Here is a 15,087-nt window from a genome sequence, read left to right on the forward strand (position 1 = left end):
GGAGCGTGACTGGTGGCGCTTCGATGGTCGAGTAGCTCCACTTTCACCGTGCATGGCGAGACTTTATTCAACCTCAGCTCGTGGTGAGTGTATGAGGAGTCCGAACGGGTTCGAGTCCTGGGAGTCGTACCGCGAGTTCGTCGAACGGTCGCAGCGCGAGCTGTTCGACCCGCTGTACGACGCCTTCCAGGCGGACGCCCTCGACCTGCCCGAGGAGTTTCACTCCGGGCCGCTGCTCGACGACGGGACGAAGCTCGACCCCGACTGGCCGAGCGCGTTCGACGACAAGTGGATGGACCGAGACCTCCACTACGCCGACAGCGTCGAGTACTTCCTCTGGCACGACGACGCCATGTCGCCAGCCAACGGGGACGTGGACCCGGGCATCATTGGAGAGCAACAGGAGGTGCGGGACACCGACTTCGAACACCACAGGAAGCAACGGGAAGGGGCGAAGGCCGACGCCGCCGGGTACAGTGACATGGACGACGAGCGGTACCTGTACTACGAGGTGCAAGCGCCTACCGGCGCGCTGGCGACCGAGAACTACCTCGACGCGGCGAGCGCGTTCCTCGCCGGCCTCGCCCAGACGACGCCCGAAGACCGGGGGCGGATATACGACGCCACCGGTGACCCGTCGTCCTACGAGAACACGACCGCGTACTTCGTCGTCGAATGGCTGTTCGAGCCGTTCGACCGGGAGGCGTTCGTCGACGGGAGCGCGCAGGCGGCGGCGTTCGAAGCGCAACGCGAGCGGTACGAGAAACTGGCACCACAGACGGTCTGGGCGACGTCGACGGTTCCGACGCTCGCCGTGGACGACGAGAACCAGCCCGATGGCGTCGGCCACCCGCGGACGTGGACGGTCCAGCCGTCGTCCGCACTCGCTGGGTTCGAGCACGCCATCGATGGGCCGAGCGACGCGACGGCGACCGTGACGGTCGAGCGCGAGTACGCCATCGTGACGCCGACGCGGCATCGCCTCACGCAGTTCCGGCTCGGTGTCGTCGAAGAGTCTGACGACGCCTTCCCCGCCAGCCACGGCGACGAGGTTCTCGTCGCCCCGGCGAACGCCGTCGAGCCAGCCGACGGCGAGCGGGCCCGCGACGACGAGGGGCTCACCGCCACCCAGCGCGCCGTCGTGACCACCGTCGACACCGACCCCGACGCCGTCACGACCGACGAAGTCGACGACCTCGTGACGTGGGCGACGACCGCCGAACCCGGTCCGCGGGCACGAACGAGCGAAGCACTCGGGACGGTCGCCGTCGACACCGGGGCCGAGCAGCGTCACGTCGACGCGCTCGCCGAAGCGCTCGCGGACCCCGAGCTGGACGTTCGGAAAGCCGCCGCGGGCGCACTTCACGCGATCAGTGACGTCGAACCGACCGCGGTGGCGGCCGCGACCGACGCACTCGTCGACGCGCTCGACGACGACGGTGACGACACCGAATCCATCAGGGAGGACGCTGCGGGTGCACTCGCCGCGCTCGCGGCCGCCGACGCGAGCGCGCTCCGCGACCACGCACCGGCGCTCTGCCGCGCACTCGACGAGCGCGCCGGGCACCAACCCGGTGACACCGCGACCGTCAGAGCGTCACTCGCCGCGGCACTCGACGACCTCCGCGAGGTCGGCGTCGACGTCTTCGACACGATACCCGAAGCAATCATCACGACAGCGACGGTCGGTACCGACGACGAACGCGACCCCGCGAAGCGAACGCTCGTCGCCGCGCTCGCCGGGGACGACGACGGAAGCGTCTTCGACGAGGTCGTCGACACCGCTACCGACGTCCTGGTGTCGAACCTCGAAGAACCGTACCCGCACAAACAGCACCGCGCCGGCCAGGGACTGGAACGGCTCGCCGCACTCGACCCGGAAATCGTCGTCGCCGTCGACGTCCGCGACACGCTCCTCGCACTGATCCGGGGCGAGCACCATCCCGGGCTCAATCCGAACGGGACCGAACCGGCGCTTCGACTGCTCGGCGCACTCTACGAGACGCACCCGGAATACGTCCTCGGCGACGGCAACCTCCCGGACGCACTCGTCACCGGACGCGGCGAGTTCGACGGCGTTCGCGAACTCCACGCGACCGTCCTCGGTCGTCTCGGCTACCACGAACCATCGGTCGCCGACGCCGTCGTCGACCCGCTCTTCGAGACGGCGACGAGCGACTATCACCGCTGCGGGCCGCGTGACTCCGCCGCGCGAGCACTCTGCATGATCGGCGCGGCCGACCGCAGCCGACTGGAGGGAGCCATCGGCGACACACACCCCAGTCAGCTGGCTCAATCCGTCGACGCCGCCATGCACCACATCTACAAGACGCACCAACACTCCCACCTTCGCTCGAAGGCCGTGCAGACGGCGTCGCTCGCCGGCACCCCGGTACTCACCGACGACGCCTGGGACCGGGTCACGAACGGCCGAACGTCGACGCTCCCCGAACGGCGCCTCGCGGCCGTCAGCGTCATCGAACAGGTCGCGAACACCGACCGTGCGTTCTTCGCGGACCACGGCGGCTTCGGGTGGCTGCGCGCCGTCGTCACCGACGACGACGACCCGCGCGTCGCCGCGGAAGCACTCCGCGTCCTCACCGCGCTCTGGGTGGACGACCCCGAGTTCGTCGCCACGCGCGCCGTCCCGCTCGACGAAGACACCATCGCGGAGACCGACGACGGCGTCGTCGTCGAGGACGTCGGCGGCCGGACCGAGCTCTCGTTCCCTGACGCGTCCACCGTCCCGGAGAAAACCGGCGTCAACGTCCTCGAACTACTCGTCGACGCGCTCGACGCCTCCACGCGTCCCGCACAGCTCCGCGTCGCAGAAGCACTCGAAGGACTCGCCGACGACGGAAACAGCGACGCCGCCGTCACCGTCGACGACGTCGAGAATCACGCCGACGTGCTCGGCGACGTAGTCGACGCGAACGCGGACGCGGACTGGCGCGAGCGCGTCCTCGAGCTCCTCGAACGCGCCGCCAGCGAACACCCAGACCGGGTTCGACGCGTTCTCGACGACCTGGACCCGGTCGTCCACGAGCGCGTCGAGCGCGCGATGCCAGCCGACGAATAGCGCGAACCCGCGACGCGCCACCAGCACCCGAACCAGAACAGACCTCGAACCCGACTCGACCGGGCCACCCCCGTCGTGACCGACGGCTGGATAGCCAGCGCCGGCCACATCGTCGTCGCCGTCCGCTACACCACCGACACCATCGCCGTCCACGACCCATACAGCACCTGGAACGACCGATACAAGTGCCGCTCTACTCAAATGGCTTTCAGGGTCGTTTCCGGAAACTTCCAGAAATCAGAACACGAACCAAAGCAGCTAGAACTGGTAGACGTAGGCGCTGTAACCGTTGTTCTCAGAGCTTTCCTGTATCTGGTTTGCTAACTTCCGCTCTCTTTCATCCGTGTCCTCTGATCCGGGAATCCACTTTATGGTGACAATCTCGACGGGCGGAAAGATACCGGTGAAATTAGCACCCGTACCCCGACAGTGCTTCAATATCCGCTCTCGCACGTCTCCAGAGTATCGCCCCACGTAGTACAGCCGGTCTGCATCGAACGCCTTGTCGATCCAGGACGGTGGAGAATCGTAGTAGCTGTCTTCTCCGCGGACGACTTCGCGTTTGATTGCTTCGCGAGACGAGCTGTGGCGGCACCTTAGCAGGTAGAGCGCATTTCTACTGTGGACATCGCCATCGTTGGGATACTCGCGTTCAATCAGATCGCGGATGATGTGCTCGGGGGCGTCCTTGAGTGTATAGTTGGAACCCATCCTCCCCTCTCTACCTGACAGTACAGGAGCGGTCCTTGTGTGACCTCCTCCTCGCCGTGAACGGCGAGGCTTCCCACGGCACCGCACCGCTTGGTTGGGATATTTGCGGGTTCACGACTCGTCGGTATGACGGGTCGATGGCGGGGCCACACCGCCGTTACTCCTATCCCCGGCAGGGGGACTCGGAGTTATCTCGCAGTCGAGACACGCACAGCGGTTCGAGATTGGTGTCTCGAACGTTCTGGGTCTCGGAGTCCCGATACTATCCGTTTATTTGGGCGGTGGATGCCCGCCTCGGTGTACATCATACGACGAGTCGATGTTACTTAAATATCTGTCTTGCTGCTGAACGAGGGGTGTGGAGGGGTTGTCGGATTCACTCCCACCGTCAACGGCGGGATTCTCTCCTTGAAGAAAGATGGGCCGACTGCGTACGGAATCCAAGACTCTCCCTCGATGAAGGAGGCTTAGTTTACACTCGCTCCAGCGAACTCCTCGTTGACCACTTCCTCAGTCGGCGCGTTCAGATATGGTCCGATAGCGTCGAACGAACCCCAGCCGCCGACCTGCATCATGACTCTCGGATTCATCCGCTCTCGGACCAGGAGCGTCTGCGCGTAGTACCTGCGCAAATCGTGGCTGGATACCTTCCGCCAGTCCGGATCGTCGGACTCGTCGGCGACGACCTCGGCGGTCGCCTTCACGCGGCGCTGGACGGTTCGCTTCGTGACGTCGAAGATGGGTTCGTCTCGTTCGATGCCCTCGACGTTCGCATACCGCAGTAGGTCGCTCTCGACGCTCTCGGGAAGGTAGGCGTCGCGTGGCTTCCCACCGCCACCTTCGGTGTCCTTTCCCTCCGGCACCCGGAGTCGAGCGTGCCCGTCCACCTGGCGAACGTGCTCGGGACGAATCTGCGGGATCTCGAACGACCGGAGCCCGACCTCCCCACCGAGCTGGATGATGAGACTGTCGCGATAACTGCCCGCGGCACGCTTCAGGTGCTGGTACTCGTCGGGCGTGAGCCAGCAGCGATACGAGTGGTGGTTCTCGCAGCGTTCGATGCGCATACAGTAGTTGCAACAACCCCGACACCTAGAATCTTCTCCACCCGTAGAATCAGGCCGAATCTGGGGTCAGACAGGGTGTGCGTGTCGGACTTGTTGTAGAACTACGAAATTTTGAAACGATTCCTGTCTCAGTTGTTTTCTACAGGATAGTAGGAGCGGTCCTCCAGCCGGACTAAGTTCTTGTTTCGAAGACTCCCCAGGGCCGTTTGAACCTTCGTCCTTTCATCGCTCCACTCGTCAGTCCACGTGATTGAATCTTCGAGCTCTGCCGCTTTCCGATGGACCGTTCGCAATGCTCTCCCTTCGGCATCATTTCTGACGGCTTCCAAAACTGCTGATTCAGTAACCGACAATTCGATGCCGGAAACTGAGACAGTAGCTGAGGCCTCTTCTTGTACTGCTTCGATGACCTTTGCCGCTTTACCGATTTCGTCCTCCTCGAAGTTCATCTCTATATTGAGATTCATTTTCGCTCTCTTGGGGCGTTTCGCCCTGTCAATACCATGTTTTAGAATCAAAATAAGGATTTTGGTGGTTTCCAAATTCAAAAAGGGCGTAAGATAGACCAGGACATTCTGTTTGGGCATCCTAAAATGTGGCACAGCCCCTGTGCGAAGCCTCATCGATGAACTTGTCCAAGAACTACGCAACCAGATTCTTCTGGTTGCTCATCTCTGCAAGCAGAGACGTGATTCGGACTCAGTCAAAAAGGTGCTTGTAATCCTCAAAGTCCTCAGCCCGCGTTAGTGCTCCTGGAGTGTGGAACACTTCATGATTTGAATCAATCCCATGTTCATCAGCGAGCCATTCTTTGTAGCGATTAAAAGCATTTGAATCACCAAAGTGGGTCTCCAAATGAGCTGCGGCTACGAAGACAAACGTCTCATCACAGTAGAGACAAGGTGCTTCTTTCTGGGCCATCTTGAACCGATTATCTCTCAGACATATATGAGTGGTGCCCGCATTCCGGTCTTGGCTCGACCGATCTTCCCACGGTGCGAGTTGGCTTGCGCTGTAGCCAATCACAGACCTTCCCTGATAATCGTGGAACGCATTCTACTGGCAAATGTATATACCTGGAATTGAATTCGTTACTATGGGAGCCCATGCTTGGATGAGAGAGATGAATGACGCTCTTGCAGATGAATTCGGGACCATTTATGAACGTAATATCCGGCTCCTTCTCTTATTACGCAGCTTCAAGTCTCCAGAATACGGCCCAATTTCAGACCGGCTCAAGACTCATGATAAAGAAAGAAGGATGCTGTATACAGAACTCCCCTCTGTGTTGCGGAGTCAATATGGATTTACAATTGAAAGCCGGTGGAACTCACTAATGGACGACCTCGGATATCAAGAGATGTCAGACGCAGGCGTCTATCTAATTCCCTGGGAAGATTCTGATGCTACGGATTCTATACCAGACGTGAGTGACACCTGGGACAGATTCAGTAGGTGAGTCTCTACTGTCCTTAGTCGTTCCCGCATCTTTATTTCTCATGTCTCTAACTTCGTTAGTGACTTAGTCCTCATAGATCTTCAAGAACTGTGAACTCTTGTCCGGCAACTCACCGCCCTATTGCCATTTTATTACTATAGTATGGGTAAATAACAATCTGCGGTTCCCACATTTGGGTTGGTGATATAAATAACAAAGACTAATGACTTTGCTGCTGATTTGCAGGCACTATTAATGTTATACGCCAATGATGCGGATGAATTGAGTCAGCTTGGGGCCGAAGCGGCACGAATTACACGTAATGGGTACTCGTCATGGTGGGATGAGGACAAGGTCACGAACGAATTCATCAATAACATTAAATCAAAAATAAACAATGTTGGAAAGGCGACACGATATCATATAGAGTCAAAAAAAGTCCCGGATTCGGGGCAGAATTCTGCAGAACAATATGTTGGATCAGATCTGATCCTTGCTCTCTTTTTTGCTAAAAAGGGGGGCATTACAGGCACAGGCGTGATGGCCCAAGCGAAATGGAAGAAACAATACGCTAAACGAGGTGCGGCGAAAGATCTAGTCCGGCATCTAAAGGAAGATTGTGAAACCATGCTACATCACACACCTAGCTCATTTGGCTTGGTGTATCTAAAGGAAAGCTTCCGGTACTTCCCGGCTCAAAGCATACGGAAAGTTGATCCAGATAATTATGGGGCAAATGGGAAGCATTTACATTTAAGCATAGGAAATCGAGAAACTCGTAGTTTCCTTAACGCGTTCTTCAGAGGAGTGACCGGAGACCCTTGGATATTTGAAAACTTAGAAGAGATTTTGACAACGAGCGATGAAAATCTCCCAGCACGTGGTTTCCTACCTGATGGGGGAGAAAACGAATTGAATTCTGGCCCTCAAAATATTCAGACCTTAGCAATCCTCGTAGCCGAGCCTGATATCGAATATGAGGTTTCTGAGAAACTCCCATATGATAACGAAGAACTCCGATATCTATTTGGGTAAAAAAGCTCTCCGCGAAGACTGATTCGACACCTCCTAGTGAACTCGGAAATTTCAACTTCAGGATTCCCCAGGCCTTCTCATCAGGATTTACCCCTATTGCCGGTCTTTGGCAAGAACCCCGACTTCCCTCTTCCTGATTTTTGAGTTCTCCTGATAAGAATAGGTGATGTTATAGCCGATCGCTGGCGAGATGATTCTTATTTTCGCCCTTCCAAGATTTCGTATCCTTACTGGTTTTGCTATTTGACCTGTCGGCCGTTTTCACACTGTCCGTACTATTCTTGCTTGACGAAGAGCAATCTGCCACCTTCTGAAATTCGACGTCATATTCAATCCCTGTATCGTCGGAAACACACTTAGCATACCTCTCATTGAGACGCTTCACCTCTACAGTATCGCCCTCTTCCACAGTCAAACAATGGACCGGGCCAACATTGATGTGGCCTTCATCATCCAATTCGACTAGAGCGTTCCCGTTATTGCTAATCCTGGATATAGTGACTTCGCCTCTTTCACCGACGAACGGAACATCCATTTGCGGGTATTCTTCCCTGTTATCACTTATGCCTTGCCCGCGAAAATAGTCCAGAGGCGGAAGGGACCTAACCGTCGAACTCCTCCAAGAACTACGAATTTCACCCCCGCTTCCGAAAACCTCAACAACATAACTGGTAATCGGGTACATGGTGGAAAAGATTGGTTGCTCCTAATTCTCCAGAGGGCTACACTCCCTACGAACAGTATTCCTTACCCGGGTATTCTCAGTGGATATCCCTCGGTCTAATCGGTAGCATGTTCTTGCTTCTGACTCTGGAATACGGTTTACAATTTGGTCACCCCGATTACCGACTTCTAATTGTAGGAATCGGAATAGGGTTAGCCGGCACTCTCTTTCTCCATGAATCTCTGCATTTCATAGCTGACCGAGCTTTGGGTTATAATCCCGTGTATATCTGGCCGAGTAGTATCTATATCCCTGATGAAGACGTCGAGACCTGGGAGAGTATCCTTGGTTTGTTGGCTCCTCAACTGCTCACAATTATCTATTTACCACTCCTTCTAACAGGAGATCTTGGCGACATGGAGCATCTGCTCGTATGGGGTCTCCTAATGCATTCTCTCGGTTCATACAGCGACCTTCTCTGGATTTTTCGACTTCTCTTGTGGCCAGATGATACTATGGTGACGGTTGGAGAAGACCTTGAAAACTACGTTGCCTTTCCTACGGACGAAGGTGAGTCGTCACCATGAGAATCAGCTTTTCTTCGGCCGCCAAGGGCGCTCCCGAAATGGCCTTTTGGCCGCTTGCCGCCTCGATCCTAGTCTACTCAATTTCTCCGAGTAGAGTGAATCTCGTTATACTCTTTCTTGTGATGTTCGCTGCCTCAATGACACACCTGTTGATGAGGCAGGTTCAGAACCTATTGGACGCAGATGCGGGAAAGAGTCCTGCACAAATTCGGCGGGAAAACAGAAGGAACCGCCGGAAGAACTCCAAGAGCGATTTCGGTGAAAAATTCTGGAACCTTTGGAGAGGGATGATGGAACTACTGCCGGACTCTACTCTCGCCAAATCCATCATAGGAGGCTGTCTTCTGCTCAACCTCCTTGCAGGAGTTTATTTCTGGATTAAGTTATCAAATCGACTCTTATCATATAGTGAACCGTCTGTAGCGCTTGTAGGCGTAATCGCGCTTCCTTATGTCTATTTCTCAGTGATTATCTCGGTCGTGGTTTGGAAAATGTTGTAGAAATTGAGCGGATGGCAGATATCCTCCGACATTCAGAGATTCAGAAATTATAAACTAGATTACGTTTACGGGGTTCGGCCGTGACGAGTGGGCATGGTCAAACTGACCAGAACCGAGCTGATTGAGTCCGTAAAAGGAGGTGGGACCTATGGAGTGCCGACGTGATGGGTGCAAAGTAAATCGAGCCACACGAGTGGGGATGGAGCTGCATCTCGCTAACGACCACTCGTTCCCGGACGAGTTCACGGATGAACGTCTCGAAGGGTAGTGATCGCGTCGTGTTTCAGGCGCACACAGAGGCCGAACAGCGGTTCCTCCGGGGCGTTCGGAAGGCGCTGGCCGGTGAGACGGACGGGCTGGCGTGGTGGACACTGGACACACCGGAGTATCCCGCGCTCGACGACGACCGCGACGTTGGCGCGCTCGGTGAGAAGGCGCTCGTCGTCTCCTGGGGTCGCCTTGAGGAGACCGAACCGAACCGCGAGTTCTTCCCGTACATCGAGGTGTACGGCGATGTCTGAGGGCGGCTGGCCGTCGGCGTGGCTGCCGGGCTTAGTGCTGCCGCGACTGCCGGAAACGCCGCGGCTGGAGGTGGCGCGTGCCTGAGTTCGAGTTCGGGAGTCGCGACGAGGCGCGTGGCGTTCGCGAGGAGTTCGACGAGTACCTGTGCCCGCACGACGACGCTCGCATGAAGACCGTCACCATCGTCTCGGACGCGCCCGACCGGGTGCTCGACGCGGTCGGACAGCAGGCGGCGATTTCCCGCGACGACCACGACGGCACCGGTCAGCTCTCGCTGACCGACGGCGAGCGCGACCGCTTCGATTTCTCGAAGGACGGGCTGAACGTCCCGAAGCTCCGGGCCATCAAGGGCGTGATGCGCGACGAGGGCGTCGAGGACTGGAGCGCGTTCGTCAACCCCGACCTGACTGTCGACGAGCACGTCGCACTCGCCGAACGTGCCAAGCGGGACGAACGCGGCGACCGGTTGGACGCAGAGGACTCCGCGACCGAGAAGGCCGCGCGGGCCGCTCGGAGCGCGCAGTCCAACCAGTGCGATCACGCCCGCGACCACTGCAAGCACGGCGAACCCGAGGCGTGCGAGTTCCTCCAACACGAGTGCGGGATGGACGACGACGAGATCGACGCGCTGCTCGGGTTCGAGGACGACCGTGACCCGACTGAGCAAACTGACCTCGTCACAGTCGGCGGCGGGGACTTCCCCGAGATGGACGTCGAACCGGAGGTCGCGGGCGCGCTCAGTCGGTCCTGGCAGGGCTACCGGAGTGCTGTCGGCCGACTGTCGCGGGACCTCGACGACGTCCGCAAGGCCGTCATCAACGCTCGACAGGCGTTCCAGGCCATCAACGCGATTCGCGACCGCCACGGCCAGGACGCACTGCATCCCGACCGGCTCCACGAGGAGCTGGCGGCACTGGCAGGGATGCCCGAGGACATCCCGGAAGTGCGGACGCTCGCGCACTTCGCGGACGACGGTGACGTCGTCGAGCACGACGCCCAGCGGTCGCTGTCGGGCGAGCACGCCGACCCGCAGACGCGACTCGCCGGCGGCGAACGCGGCGAGGTAGAGAGCGAGCGGGAGAAGCATGTCGAGGAGAACCCCGGCGGGCTTCGAGTGGACGAGCGCGAGGAGACGACCAGCGAGACGGAGACGACGCAGGCGAAACCGGATGCGTTCCAGGTCGCGGAAGGCGGACAGGAGACGCTATGACAGACTACTACTGCCCCGTGGAGGGGTGCAAGTTCGGTGAATCGGACGAGAAGACACTCCAGCAGGTACGGTCGCACATCAACTCGATGGGCGACGGCGACCACCGCTGGAGCGACCTGAAAGGGGTGGTCGAGGGGCAGGGCGACGCTGGTAATGACGCGGCTACCAGCGACGACCAGCCGGACGACCAACCCGAAGGCGCAGACGGCGAAGGGGAAGCGACCAACGACGACACCCCCGAAGACACCCCTGTAGAGGGGGGTGAGGAGGGGGCTACCAGCGGGGACGACCAAGAGATGCCGACAGACGAGGAGATAGACCAGCAGTGGAACGGGGGTAAAGGCGCAGACGATGGCAGGGATGATACCGGGGGCGATACCAGCCAGGACACCCCTTCAGATGGGGGGCCGACGGGTGGTACCGGTGGTGGTATCCCGGTCCCGATCTCGACGACCACCCTGCTCGTCGCTGGTATCTTGGTGGCGGTGGCCCTGTTCTGGGTGATGAGGCGTCGGTCGAACCAGCCGGAAATCAGTGAGACAGGAACTGAACCAGCGGAATCGGGTAGCACGGACGACGACCAGACGACGAGCGACACCATGAGCCGGCAGTCCGGGGGTGGTCTCAGTGGGTGACGCCGCCGCGGAGGAGGCGACCGACGCGGACGTCGAGGCAGCCGCGCCCGACGAACCGGAGGGGCCGAACCTGGACGACGACGATCTCGTCGACATCCCCGACGACGTCGCCGAACAGGTGGCCGAGGCCGACGCCGAGGCCAGCGACGACGACACCGACGCCGAGGAGACCGACGACGCCGGCGACGACAGCGAGGGAGTACCGTCGCACTCGCCGGAGGAGGACCGCACCACGCTTGGAGACGTCTACTGCAACGCCCTCGGGATGGGCGCGACCGTCGCGAAGGACCGGTACGGCGAGGGCGTCGACGACCGTGGCGACGCGATGGACGAGTACGCGGACATGGCGCGCCAGCTCGACCTCGACGAGTACGTCGACGACTGGGTCGATGCCCACGGCGGCCCGGACGAACTGTCGCCCGGCCAGTCTATCGGCGTCTTCAGCGTCGTCTTCGCGGTGATGGTGCTCGTCGAGGACGCGGATCTCGCGGCCAACGTCATGGACGAGGTGGACGCATGAGCCTGCTGGACGCGATGCCGGGGTCGACCAAGCGGGGGATGGCCCAGAAGCTCCTGACCTCGGAGATGGGGAACGCGCTGCTAGACATCGTCGCGCGGGCCGAGCATCAGCTCGTCGAGTCCGTGGTCGACCTCCAGCGTGCGGCGGACCTCGCGGACGAGGAGCGTATCGAGCGTGTGATTCCGCCGGAGGACCGTCGCGAACAGTTGCGGTCGCTGGCGCTCGCGAAGCTCGAAGGCCGGTTCCCCGAGTGGTGGGTGGTGAACTGCTCGGGCGTGGACAACGCCGAGGAGGCCACCGAGAAGGTCGGCGTCGACTGGGAGGCACAGAAAGCGCGGTGGGCGGACCTCGTGCGTGAGAACGGTGCCGAGGGCGACGACGTGGTGCTCGCGGAGTCGTACTGCCAGCGCCGGTACGGCTGTAGCCTGAAGCAGTTCCGGCATCTCGTCGTGGAGTGGCCGGAGGGCGACGACGGCGGAGAACCGCGCGAGGCGAGAGAGATGCGCGCCGTCGCAGTCGGCGGACTGTCCCAGGCAAAGGAGACCATCGACGCCGTGACCGCGGAACTCGACGGAGGCAACGATGAGTGACCTGCTGAAGGGGCTCGTCGAGAGCGCCGCACGGGGCGCCGCCGAAGAGGTCGCTGACGAGGTGAACGCCGCAGACCGGGCTTACGCCGACCGGAACCGGATGGCACTCGCGTGGGCGGTCGACCGCCACCGGATGGGTTGTGATGCCGGGTACTACGATGACGACACCGAGACGGAGTACCCCGTCGTCTGGGTGGTGTTGCCGACGGGCCAGGTGTCCTGGCACATCACGCCCGATCTCCGCGACGAGCTGGAGGCGTCGCGTCTCCACGAGCAGGAGCCGGTCGGTGGCTACGACGGCCACGACCGCGACCTGAAGAACCAGCGCATCGTCCGGCACGCCCTCGACGACAAACCAGACCGGCTGTCGTCGCCGGCGGTCCCACGATGACCGTCGCTGCTCCGATCTATCCGGTAGGGCTGTCGGTGCTGACCCTGCTGGCGGTGGGGATGAACGTCGCGTTCGCCGCGCAGACGGGATGGGGGAAGACCTACGTCTCGCACTCGTACATCGAGGAGAACGCGGAGGACTACGACCTGACGGTCGTGCTGGACTACAAGGACGAGTACAGTGGGCTGGTCGAAACAGGGCACCTGAAGCGGATGACGGCACCGAGCGGGAGCGAGAACATCACGCCCGAGCAGTGGCAGGGTATCGTCGAGAGTGTCAACGGACTCCAGGTCGTCCGAGCTGGGCTGAAAGACGGCCAGTGGCAGGAGCTACTGGCGAATCTCATCCTGGCGCTGGAAGCGACGGACCTATCGGTGTTTCTGGTGCTCGACGAGGCGCATCGGTTCGCACCCCAGCGCGGGAGCTATCCGGAGGAAATCAGCACTCTGGCGACGACGTACCACGGCGACGGGTTCGGCGTGGTGTGGATGTTCCAGCGGTTCGCGAAGATCGACAAGACGGTACTGTCTTGCTGTACGGCGTCGATGCTCGGTGGGTTCGGGACGACGAACGACATCGGCCAGCTCGACACCATCGAGTACAACGCGGACGTCCACTTGAAGGACAAGGCGGGGGTGTCGCACCTGAGCGAAGACCTGTGCGTCGACGGCGAGCCGCTGGCGCTACAGCGCTTCACCGACAACGAGGGGCACACGACCGGGAGTGAGTGGATCTACAGCGAGGGTGGCGAACGTCGTCGGCTGGATTCGCGAGAGTTCGAAATGGAGAGCGAGCACTACGGCAGTAACCGGAAGCGGATTCAACATCCCTTCTAACAATGAGGGTTGATATCACGCTCAGGTCAGGAAAGGCGGAACGATTTATCGAAATCAAACAAGAACTCGCTGACGAGCTTGGTTATGAACCATCACGCCCGGAAGTACTAGGCTATCTCATGGCTGAATCGGATATCGTCAGAACTCGGATTCAATAACCCTACTCGATTTCTGGCCATAAATTTCACATCTTCTCCATTCACCAATCTTAATAGATGCCAACTCTCAAACGCTACGCTAACAAGAGAGGTTACTATATCCATGCGAATATCGGTCAATCGGTCGTAACATTTCAGGTTACGGGAAGGGCTGCAACCATATTTGAGGAAATCGGTTACTCGGATGGGTCGACCGTTTCTTGGGAGATGATTAGCCAGCTTCGCGACCGTGGAGACATTTATACCAAGAAGTCAGGAGTGGACTATCAGGAACCGAATACCGAAAGCGGGGGTCTCAGTGAGAAAGAAAAGCAAGTGCTTGAGAAATATTCCTTGAAGCGAAATCTCTCAAATCCTGATTTAGTCAGGGGAGCAATCGCGGAACAAACTGGCTTCTCAAAAAGTAGTGAGGAAGTTAATCGAATAATTCAAAGCATCTCCCGCACCGACCATAATCACGCTCTATACTCCATTCAGGCGTTTCAAAACGTCCCTTACGAATTACTTTGGGTGTCAACGAATGCGAACTCAATAATTTATGAATTTTCGATAGAAGAGGACATCTCCCTGACGATATCTGACGACCGATGGAAACCTGATTCATCCTCCGGATTTAGTGGTACCGTGGAATATCCGGATGAGTCGATATCGTTTGCTGTTTATGATGGCTATATTACTAGATGGGACTCTTCAGCAGGAGACTCAGGTGAGAATTGGAGCGAACCTGAGGAGAACCATAAGGAGGCGATAAAATCAGATACCTTGAAGTCTGGTCTGGGGTTTAACGTCTCTAATTGGACTGAACTGTTACGTAAGTGTTTTATTTATATAGAAAATTACGACATCCGTCCCTATAACAAGGGTCATCGAGGGCTTGCATCACTTAGTGAATTAGTAGGAAAGCACCTTTGGATGAGACCAACCTCAACCACCGTCTCTTCCAAAAATCGGGCAAGGGGTGCTGGCTCTTTGGTGGAAACGAAAGAGATGAAGGAGTTCGTAATACGAGACGTTGATTCATCAGATTGGGTGTTTGTTGAAGTGCTCGAGGGAGAGGACGGAGGATTCAAGAAAAACAATGGAGGTGTAGCAATCGCTGAACCGATAGAATTCGTCGGTGGGCGCTAAATCACCATTTCATAAA

The 15,087-nt window shown here is 58.7% G+C and carries 17 protein-coding genes; 13 read left to right on the forward strand and 4 right to left on the reverse strand.

What is annotated here, in order from left to right:
- The first annotated feature begins 91 nt into the window (after positions 1–91).
- On the forward strand, positions 92–3,079 hold the full coding sequence (locus tag ACZ48X_RS21215; protein WP_336350504.1) for a hypothetical protein: 2,988 nt from the start codon (positions 92–94) through the stop codon (positions 3,077–3,079).
- A 258-nt stretch (positions 3,080–3,337) separates the two neighbouring features.
- Here ACZ48X_RS21215 and ACZ48X_RS21220 read toward each other — a convergent pair whose 3' ends face one another.
- From ACZ48X_RS21220 to ACZ48X_RS21235, 4 genes are all read right to left on the reverse strand, one after another.
- Entirely contained in the window at positions 3,338–3,790 is a 453-nt protein-coding gene (locus ACZ48X_RS21220; protein WP_336350503.1) for a GIY-YIG nuclease family protein, read from the reverse strand.
- Positions 3,791–4,257: 467 nt separating this feature from the next.
- Positions 4,258–4,857, reverse strand: coding sequence for a site-specific integrase (locus ACZ48X_RS21225; protein ID WP_336350502.1), 600 nt, complete (start codon positions 4,855–4,857; stop codon positions 4,258–4,260).
- A gap of 128 nt (positions 4,858–4,985) precedes the next feature.
- Positions 4,986–5,444, reverse strand: coding sequence for a hypothetical protein (locus ACZ48X_RS21230; protein ID WP_464379830.1), 459 nt, complete (start codon positions 5,442–5,444; stop codon positions 4,986–4,988).
- Positions 5,445–5,556: 112 nt separating this feature from the next.
- Complete coding sequence (locus tag ACZ48X_RS21235; RefSeq protein ID WP_336350500.1) at positions 5,557–5,778, reverse strand: hypothetical protein; 222 nt, start codon at positions 5,776–5,778, stop codon at positions 5,557–5,559.
- 193 nt (positions 5,779–5,971) lie between these two features.
- Between ACZ48X_RS21235 and ACZ48X_RS21240 the strand changes: the two genes are divergently transcribed.
- From ACZ48X_RS21240 to ACZ48X_RS21295, 12 genes are all read left to right on the forward strand, one after another.
- The gene (locus tag ACZ48X_RS21240; RefSeq protein ID WP_336350499.1) at positions 5,972–6,316 is read left to right on the forward strand and encodes a hypothetical protein; all 345 of its coding nucleotides are present in this window, start codon (positions 5,972–5,974) and stop codon (positions 6,314–6,316) included.
- Positions 6,317–6,550: 234 nt separating this feature from the next.
- Positions 6,551–7,330: a hypothetical protein gene (locus ACZ48X_RS21245; RefSeq protein WP_336350498.1), complete on the forward strand. Its 780-nt coding sequence runs from the start codon at positions 6,551–6,553 to the stop codon at positions 7,328–7,330.
- Between the two features lie 792 nt (positions 7,331–8,122).
- Positions 8,123–8,581, forward strand: coding sequence for a metalloprotease family protein (locus ACZ48X_RS21250; protein WP_336350497.1), 459 nt, complete (start codon positions 8,123–8,125; stop codon positions 8,579–8,581).
- Entirely contained in the window at positions 8,578–9,081 is a 504-nt protein-coding gene (locus ACZ48X_RS21255; protein ID WP_336350496.1) for a hypothetical protein, read from the forward strand. Before ACZ48X_RS21250 ends, ACZ48X_RS21255 begins: the two co-directional genes overlap by 4 nt.
- 248 nt (positions 9,082–9,329) lie before the next feature.
- Positions 9,330–9,602, forward strand: coding sequence for a hypothetical protein (locus ACZ48X_RS21260; RefSeq protein WP_336350495.1), 273 nt, complete (start codon positions 9,330–9,332; stop codon positions 9,600–9,602).
- 77 nt (positions 9,603–9,679) lie between these two features.
- Entirely contained in the window at positions 9,680–10,813 is a 1,134-nt protein-coding gene (locus ACZ48X_RS21265) for a hypothetical protein (protein ID WP_336350494.1), read from the forward strand.
- A complete protein-coding gene (locus ACZ48X_RS21270; RefSeq protein WP_336350493.1) occupies positions 10,810–11,448 on the forward strand; it encodes a hypothetical protein in 639 nt (212 codons plus the stop codon). The genes ACZ48X_RS21265 and ACZ48X_RS21270 overlap by 4 nt, the downstream gene beginning before the upstream one ends.
- Positions 11,441–11,968: a hypothetical protein gene (locus tag ACZ48X_RS21275; protein ID WP_336350492.1), complete on the forward strand. Its 528-nt coding sequence runs from the start codon at positions 11,441–11,443 to the stop codon at positions 11,966–11,968. Before ACZ48X_RS21270 ends, ACZ48X_RS21275 begins: the two co-directional genes overlap by 8 nt.
- A complete protein-coding gene (locus tag ACZ48X_RS21280) occupies positions 11,965–12,558 on the forward strand; it encodes a hypothetical protein (RefSeq protein ID WP_336350491.1) in 594 nt (197 codons plus the stop codon). Before ACZ48X_RS21275 ends, ACZ48X_RS21280 begins: the two co-directional genes overlap by 4 nt.
- Positions 12,551–12,949 carry a hypothetical protein gene (locus ACZ48X_RS21285; protein ID WP_336350490.1) on the forward strand — a complete coding sequence of 133 codons (399 nt, stop codon included), beginning with the start codon at positions 12,551–12,553 and terminating at the stop codon, positions 12,947–12,949. The genes ACZ48X_RS21280 and ACZ48X_RS21285 overlap by 8 nt, the downstream gene beginning before the upstream one ends.
- Positions 12,946–13,785, forward strand: a complete 840-nt coding sequence (locus ACZ48X_RS21290; protein ID WP_336350489.1) for a P-loop NTPase family protein — start codon at positions 12,946–12,948, stop codon at positions 13,783–13,785. The genes ACZ48X_RS21285 and ACZ48X_RS21290 overlap by 4 nt, the downstream gene beginning before the upstream one ends.
- 215 nt (positions 13,786–14,000) lie before the next feature.
- On the forward strand, positions 14,001–15,071 hold the full coding sequence (locus ACZ48X_RS21295) for a hypothetical protein (RefSeq protein WP_336350488.1): 1,071 nt from the start codon (positions 14,001–14,003) through the stop codon (positions 15,069–15,071).
- The last annotated feature ends 16 nt before the right edge of the window (positions 15,072–15,087 follow it).

Source organism: Halorubellus litoreus, from assembly GCF_055378595.1.